The sequence below is a fragment of the Candidatus Cardinium sp. cBcalN2 genome (genome assembly GCF_022810445.1).
Lineage (GTDB): Bacteria > Bacteroidota > Bacteroidia > Cytophagales > Amoebophilaceae > Cardinium.
This window is the reverse complement of the sequence record NZ_JAACGD010000156.1, coordinates 1-844: the sequence shown is the minus strand read 5'-3', so window position 1 is coordinate 844 and position 844 is coordinate 1. Positions and strand designations below refer to the sequence as shown.

The 844-nt window shown below is 36.8% G+C and carries 1 protein-coding gene; it reads left to right on the top strand.

Translation table 11 applies throughout. The features are described from left to right. A partial coding sequence (locus tag MUW74_RS04055) for an RNA methyltransferase (protein WP_320411653.1) occupies positions 1-813 on the top strand: 813 nt, incomplete at its 5' end. Positions 814-844 lie beyond the last annotated feature (31 nt).

Genomic DNA, 844 nt, shown 5'->3' with positions numbered 1-844 from the left:
CTCTCCCTTGAACAGCTACCTTTTTTAACCCATCATATGTATCCTACCTTAAGTAAAAACAAAGCCACTTACATTCGTCAGTTGGCATTGAAAAAATATCGCCTAGCACACGCTGCTTTTATCTTAGAAGGGAAAAAAGGCATACAAGCATTGCTTGCTTCTGATTATGTCATAAAATATATCGTAGGCACACGCTCTTTTTTTATCAAAAATCAAGCTATCATTTCCTCTATTAGTAGAGAAACAGAGATTTTCGAAGTTAACAAAGAGCTACTTTCTGCATTAGGTTCTTTTGTCGACAATCATGAAGTACTAGCAGTAGCGGCTATACCTAGACCTACAGAACCATCCTTGTCAACCATGGATATTACCCTTGCATTAGATGGCATACAAGACCCTGGCAATCTAGGCACCATTATCCGTATAGCAGATTGGTATGGCATAGATCGCATACTTTGTTCGCAAACAACGGTAGAGTTATATAACCCCAAAGTACTACAAGCAAGCATGGGGTCTTTTGTAAAAGTCAACCTACATTATGTAGATTTACCAGCTTATTTACAGGGTTTAGATCTACCAATTCTAGGGGCTACTTTACAGGGTACGTCTATAGATGATTTTTTATTTCCAGACCATGGGGTATTGGTTATTGGCAATGAATCGCATGGGATTCAATCTGCTATAGAAGAAATGCTTACGGTGGCTATTGCTATTCCTAGATATGGTAATGCTAATTCTTTAAATGCAGGAATAGCTACAGCGGTTTTATGTGATAATTGGAAGCGAGTGCTTAGAAAAAAAGAAAAAAAGTAAAGATTTTTTAATTTACTTTTTTCTTGATAAA